Source organism: Williamsia sp. 1135 (assembly GCF_002095395.1).
In the GTDB taxonomy this organism is placed as follows: Bacteria; Actinomycetota; Actinomycetes; order Mycobacteriales; family Mycobacteriaceae; genus Williamsia.
The window spans coordinates 1-6,684 of the sequence record NZ_MJEI01000030.1; the positions used below are offsets into that span (position 1 = coordinate 1).

Sequence of the window (6,684 nt, forward strand, 5' to 3'; positions counted from 1 at the left end):
TACTACAGCCGTAGATAGGTAGTTTCGGCGTGTTTGCGCTGGTAGGCGCGGTTGCCGCGGCATGATCTCGAGTTTGTGAAGACATCCAGATCAGCTGCGGCAACCGCAGCACTGAGGGTAGACCATGAGCGGTGGCATGCGGGCCTGGATGGGTTGTTGGAGTCGTTCTCGTCGCGGTTCGCGCGGGTCGAAGCACGACGCAACGCCGGTGCGCTGGTGCTGGGTTTGCTGGCCGATATAGGTTCCAAGAACTGCTGGACTATCGCCGAACTATCGGGCCATGGCACCCCTGACCGACTGCAGCACTTGCTGTCCCGCGCTAAATGGGACGCTGATCTGGTCCGCGATGACGTTCGCAGCTATGTCATCGACCACCTGGCCGACCCTGATGCGGTGCTTGTCGTTGATGAGACCGGCGACTTGAAGAAGGGCACCAACACCGTTGGGGTACAACGCCAGTACACCGGAACCGCCGGACGCACGGAGAACTGTCAGGTCGCGGTCTACCTGACCTACGCCGCCGCTCGCGGACACACCCTGATCGACCGAGCGCTGTACCTGCCGCAGCACACCTGGGCCACCGACCCGCAGCGAAGGACCAAGGCCGGGGTCCCTGACACGGTCGAGTTCGCTACCAAACCAGCCCTGGCAACCACGCTGGTCGAGGCGGCCCTCGACGCCGACGTTCCGGCCTCGTGGGTCGCTGGCGATGAAGTGTACGGCGCAGACCCGAACCTACGAAAAGCGTTGCACAACAGACAGATCGGCTACGTCCTGGCCGTCGGATGCAATCGGCAGGTCCCCACAGCCGCCGGGAAGATCCGGGTCGATGCCCTTGCTGAGAATCTACCGCCGCGGTCCTGGCACAAGATGTCTGCCGGCGCCGGTAGCAAAGGACACCGCTGGTACTCCTGGGCCTTGATCGCGACCACCGAGCGTCCCGATGTTGGCCTCTGTCACGTGTTGGTGCGGCGCAACGATAGCTCCGGCGAGCTCGCCTTCTATCGCTGCTACAGCCCGGCACCGGTGCCGCTGAACCAGTACGTCCGAGTCGCCGGGCGGCGGTGGACGGTCGAGGAATCGTTCCAGAGCGGCAAAGGCCTGACCGGTCTGGATCAGCATCAAGTGCGGACGTGGACGTCCTGGCACCGCTGGATTACCTTGGTCATGGCTGCGCACGCCTTCCTGGCCGTGCATACCGCCACTGAACGCCTGGCCCAACCCTCAGAACCTGGACTGATCCGGTTGTCGGTCAACGAGTTCCGCAAACTCTTCACGATCCTCGTCCTCACACCACTGCATGCCATCGCTGACCCCCTCCGCTGGTCACTCTGGCGACGAAAACACCAATACCGAGCCCGACAACACCACTATCAACGCAGGTCACAACAACAATGAACCCTATCTACGGCTGTAGTACTAGCCCGGCGGACACTCCTCGACTTTCGCTACTATCAGTAGCACTTCGTGCCAACGAAGATCGCCAGGCGCCCGAGAGCAGTCTCGGGGGGATGGGAGTGTGGGTGCGGTGATGGCGGCCAGGCGCGGCACAGGGCCTCAGCCCACAGACGTGATCGATGACAAAGACCCCCGTTTGGTTCGGTCACGAAATCGGTTGGTTGATGCGGCATCTGCCCTGTTGAGTACCGGCGGGGTTGATGCAGTCACGGTCGGGGCGGTCTCCCGGATGTCGCGGGTGGCTCGAACGACGTTTTACCGGCATTTCGACGGCACCACCGATTTGTTGGCTGCGGCGTTCGAACGACTGTTGCCCCACGCCGACGTCCCTGACGCGCACGGACCAATCCGCGACAGTTTGGTGCGGTTGGTCCGTGGTCAGGCCGCGTTGATCGAGCAGGCGCCACTGCAATTGACCACCTTGGCGTGGCTGGCGATGGTGCCCGAGGAGCCCGGCGAGCCCGGCGAGCAGCAGAACACCCTCGCGCCGCTGCGCGCTCGTGTCATCGCGCAGTACCGCGAACCGTTCGATCAGGTGTTGCAGAGCGCCGCCGCCCAGGAGGAACTCGACGAGTTCGATCCCGGCGTGGCCATCACCCAGCTCGTGGGCCCGCTGGTCTTCGCGCGGCTGTCCGGCCTTCGCTCGATGAGTGGCGCGGACTGCGAACAGCTTGTCGACGACTTTCTCGCCGCCCACCGCCGCTGATCCAATAGTCCCGCGTCGCCGAACAATCCATTTCTTTCGCTACATGTTGTAGCGTAGTGATACCGATTGATTCATTTGTCGAAGGGTGTGCGATGCCAACGCAGCGATGGATACGTGAGCAGTGGTGAAGCTTCGGCGATCGACCGGTCGCGGCGAGTACAGCCGGTCGCTGGGCCAGGTGGGACGCTTCGTCTTGTCGCACAAAGCGCTCGTAGCGGGCGTCTGGGTGGCTGTTGCCGTGGTGTTGGCTGTGCTGTTTCCCCAGTTGGAGACGGTTGTGCGCCAGCAGTCGGTGGACCCGATTCCCAAGGGAGTGCCGTCCTTTCAGGCGCTCGATCGCATGGGCGAGGCGTTCGACGAAAAGGGCGCGAAGACCACGGTGTTCGTGGCAATGGAAGATCCGGCCGGTCTCACCGAGCCCGCCCGCCAACGCTATGACGACCTCGTGGTCCGGCTCCGCGCCGACCGCGACGATGTACAGGCCGTACGCGACCTGCTCGCCGACCCGATCACCGCACGACAAGCGCTCAGCGAAGACGGCAAAGCCTGGTACCTGCCCGTCGGGGTCAGCGGCAGCCTCGGCGGGCCGACGGCGGCCCATGCTGTGGAATCGATCCGCGAGACCGCAGCAGAGGTCTTTGCCGGCACTGACACCACGGTCCACGTGACCGGACCAACAGCGACCTTCAGCGATCAAATCGTCACCGCCGAGAAGGATCTGGTGGTCATCACCATCGCCACCGTCGCGCTGATCGCCATGATCTTGCTGATCGTCTATCGGTCAGTGTTCACGGCGTTGCTGCCGCTTCTGGTGATCGGTATCAGTCTGGCCGTGGGCCGCGGAGTCCTTTCTGCATTAGGCGAACTGGGCATGCCGGTCTCGCAATTCACCGTCGCGTTCATGACCGTCATCTTGCTCGGCGCCGGTGTGGACTATTCGGTTTTTCTGATCAGCAGATACCACGAAAGGCTGCGCCAAGGCGCCGCCGCGTCCGACGCTCTCGTCGATGCCACCGCCACCATCGGACGGGTGATCCTTGCGTCGGCGAGCACTGTTGCCTTGGCGTTCTTGGCCATGGTGTTCGGGCAGCTCAGCGTCTTCGCCACCCTCGGCCCCGCCTGTGCAGTGGCGATCATCATCGGATTCCTCGCCACCGTCACGTTGTTGCCGCCAGTGCTGCTGTGGGCTGCGCGATGGGGGTGGGGTGCCCCGCGCAAAGACCTCACGCGGCGCTACTGGAACCGCATCGCGGTCCTCGTCGTACGCCGACCGGCGCCGTTGCTGGCCGTGAGCCTCGTCGGATTGACGATCCTGAGCGTCATCGCCCTGGGCATTCAGATCACCTACGACGACCGCGACGGGCAACCCACAACCACCGACAGCAACGAAGGCTATGCACTGCTCAATCGGCACTTCCCGCAAGACATCACCATCGCCGAGTTCGTCGTCGTCGACTCGCCCACCGACCTGAGAACAACCAACGGACTCGCCGACCTCGATCAAATGGCAGCTCGGATCGCGCAGATCCCCGGCGTCACCCGCGTGGTCGGTGTCACCCGACCGACCGGGGCAAAACTCGAGCAAGCCGAACTGTCCTGGCAGAACGGACAGATCGGCGATCGTGTGGCCGGTTCGGTACGCGAGGGCCAAGCCCGCAAAGGCGACCTTGAACAATTGCGTTCTGGTGCAGACCAACTCGCCGACGGCCTCGAACAACTCGATACCCAGATCCGCACCAATCTCACCCCACTGGCCGGCATCCTCAACCAAGTCACCACCATCGGGACCGACATAGGCAAATACCAACCACTCCTACAAACACTGACCGCCGCCGCACCCCAACTCGACCAAGCCGCACAGAACGCCCCACAACTAGCTGCACTAGCCGAACAGTCATCGACCGCCATAGCCACGATCAGCTCAGTGCTGCCACTACTGGACAACTCGCCGCTGTGCACTCAACTACCCCAATGCACCACCCTGCGCCAACAAGCCCGCGATCTCGCCGCACTCCGCGATAACGGGTTCTTCACCCAGATCACAACCCTGTCGGCCCAACTCGCGCAGATGGACACCCCCATCACAGCAGTGACCAACCAACTCAGCGCCACCGTCGCCACCCTCGAGACCACCCTGGGAACCATCGAGGCCCAAGACCTGCCAACCAAACTCGCACAACTGCAGACCGGAGTCTCTCAACTCGCCGCCGGCTCCCGAACACTCGCCGAAGGCGTATCGGCACTCGTCGACAGCAACCTGCAACAACTCGCCGGCATGGCCACCCTCGCCGCCCAACTACAAACCAGCGCCCGCGAAACCAAAGGCTCGGACTCGGCCACCGGCTTCTACCTACCCCAAGACGCCTTCGCTGACCAACAATTCGCCGACGTCGCACGTCAATTCATCTCCCCAGACGGGCACACCGTGCGCTACGCCATACAGACAAGCTACGACCCCTACAGCGCCGACGCCATGCGCCTTGCCAACACCATCACCACCGTCGCCAACGACGCAAAACCCAACACCACCCTCACCGACGCCACCGTCTCCGTCGCCGGCTTCCCCGCCATCAACGCCGACCTGCAACGACTACTCACCAACGACTTCCGACTCCTGGCCCTGGCCACCCTCACCATCGTCGGCATCATCCTGATCATCCTGCTGCGCTCACTGGTCGCACCCATCTACCTCCTGGGCACCGTCGTACTCAACTACACCGCTGCACTGGGCATCGGTGTCCTGATCTTCCAGCACCTACTGCACACCGACATCGCCTGGCCCGTACCACTATTAGCCTTCATCGTCCTCGTAGCCGTCGGCGCCGACTACAACATGCTGCTGGTCTCACGACTGCGCGAAGAGTCACAACACAACATCCGAGTCGGCGTCCTCCGCACCGTCACCAACACCGGCTCCGTCATCACCTCAGCGGGCCTCATCTTCGCCGCCAGCATGTTCGGCCTCATCGCCGGCTCCATCGGCATCATGACCCAGGTCGGACTCATCATCGGCGTAGGCCTTCTCATCGACACCTTCATCGTCCGCACCATCGTGGTACCAGCCATCGCCACACTCCTCGGCAACGCAAGCTGGTGGCCCCAAAAACCAACAACCCCTCCCACCCAACGCCGCCACCGGCCCCACCCCGCAAAGCAAACATAAAGCCGCAATCGACCCAACAGATCCACCACTTGCCGGGACCGGCCAAGAACTTCGAACACTCTCTGAGGTTCCCCCCAAACCGTAGAGGCATCGATAATGAGGAGCACGATGTCTGAGAAGCGGAAGAAGTACGACCGGGAGTTCCGTGATGGGGCGGTCCGGATCGTCGAGGAGACGGGTAAACCGATCGCCCAGGTCGCGCGCGATCTGGGGGTCAACGAGGGCACCCTGGGCAACTGGGTCAACCGTGCGCGCGCCGAGCGCGGCGGCGAGGATGAGGCGAGCGGCGATAGTGCTGCCGAGCTCAAGCGGTTGCGTGCCGAGGTGGCCGAGTTGCGGATGGAGCGCGATGTTTTAAAACGATCGGTGGTCCTGTGGGTGAAGGAGGCGACGAAGTGATGCTGGCCCGCTTCATCGCAGAGCAGAGGACCACCTATCGAGTGCCACATACGGTCACGTGCGCGCTGCTTGGCGTGAGTATGGCGTGGTTCTACAAGTGGTTCAAGCGTTCTCAAAAGCCGGGTGCAGCAACAGGATTGCATACCGCGCGTGACTATCGGCGCGACACGGTAGACCGCGCAGTCAAGGTCAAGTTCATGACATTGCGGGGCTTGCATGGTTCCCCGCGGCTGCACGTGGACCTGCGTGAGGACGGGTGGACAGTGAGCGAGAAGACGGTCGCGGATTCGATGCGCCGGCAGGGTTTGGTGGCACGCCGGATCCGTCGCCGAAACGGGCTGACCCGGCAGGACAAGACGGCACCGAAGTTCCCGGATCTGGTGCGCCGGAACTTCACCGCGACGCGTCCGAACGAGAAGTGGGTCGGCGATATCACCGAGATCCCGACTGCGGCCGGGAAGTTGTATCTGGCGACCGTGATCGACCTCTACAGCCGCCGATTGCTGGGTGCGGCCACCAGCGTGCATCCAGACGCACCGCTCGCGTGTGCAGCAATCGAGATGGCGGTGGCCACCCGAGGCGGTAAGCAGGCCATAAGGCGTGACGAGGAGTCCGAACGGGTCATCTTCCACAGTGACCGCGGGTCGACGTACACCTCCAACAAGTTCACCAAGCTGTGCCGTCGGATGGGACTCCGTCAGTCGATGGGCCGCGTCGGGTCATGCTTCGACAATGCCGCTGCCGAAGCGTTCTTCTCTTCCCTGGAGTGGGAGGTACTGTCACGCAACGATTTCGAGACTCTTGCCGGAGCCAAGGCCGGTGTGCTTGACTGGTGTTACGGCTTCTACAACCACGTCCGCCGGCACTCCACGATTGGGATGGTCAGCCCCATCGACTACGAGAACGCTGCAGTCGCGGAGCCCGAAGCCGCATAGAGGAGTCCTCCACGATTTGGGGG

General features: G+C 63.0%; 5 protein-coding genes. All 5 read left to right on the plus strand.

The genetic code is table 11. The annotated features are described in order from the left end of the window. The first annotated feature begins 156 nt into the window (after nt 1-156). The 5 genes from BFL43_RS00420 to BFL43_RS00440 all read left to right on the plus strand — a co-directional run bounded on the left by BFL43_RS00420 (nt 157) and on the right by BFL43_RS00440 (nt 6,661). The gene (locus tag BFL43_RS00420; protein ID WP_084889687.1) at nt 157-1,398 is read left to right on the plus strand and encodes an IS701 family transposase; all 1,242 of its coding nucleotides are present in this window, start codon (nt 157-159) and stop codon (nt 1,396-1,398) included. A gap of 133 nt (nt 1,399-1,531) precedes the next feature. Next, nucleotides 1,532-2,164: a TetR/AcrR family transcriptional regulator gene (locus BFL43_RS00425; RefSeq protein WP_084889752.1), complete on the plus strand. Its 633-nt coding sequence runs from the start codon at nt 1,532-1,534 to the stop codon at nt 2,162-2,164. Between the two features lie 121 nt (nt 2,165-2,285). Then, nucleotides 2,286-5,327 carry an RND family transporter gene (locus BFL43_RS00430; RefSeq protein ID WP_084889750.1) on the plus strand — a complete coding sequence of 1,014 codons (3,042 nt, stop codon included), beginning with the start codon at nt 2,286-2,288 and terminating at the stop codon, nt 5,325-5,327. A 108-nt stretch (nt 5,328-5,435) separates the two neighbouring features. Beyond that, nucleotides 5,436-5,726: a transposase gene (locus BFL43_RS00435; RefSeq protein ID WP_084889699.1), complete on the plus strand. Its 291-nt coding sequence runs from the start codon at nt 5,436-5,438 to the stop codon at nt 5,724-5,726. Further along, nucleotides 5,723-6,661 (plus strand): IS3 family transposase, encoded by a 939-nt coding sequence (locus BFL43_RS00440; protein WP_084889697.1) that lies wholly within the window; start codon nt 5,723-5,725, stop codon nt 6,659-6,661. Before BFL43_RS00435 ends, BFL43_RS00440 begins: the two co-directional genes overlap by 4 nt. Nucleotides 6,662-6,684 lie beyond the last annotated feature (23 nt).

Coding starts and splice junctions, on each gene's coding strand:
- BFL43_RS00435 (WP_084889699.1), top strand. CDS start 5,436: ATGTCTGAGAAGCGGAAGAAGTACGACCGGGAGTTCCGTGATGGGGCG.
- BFL43_RS00425 (WP_084889752.1), top strand. CDS start 1,532: ATGGCGGCCAGGCGCGGCACAGGGCCTCAGCCCACAGACGTGATCGAT.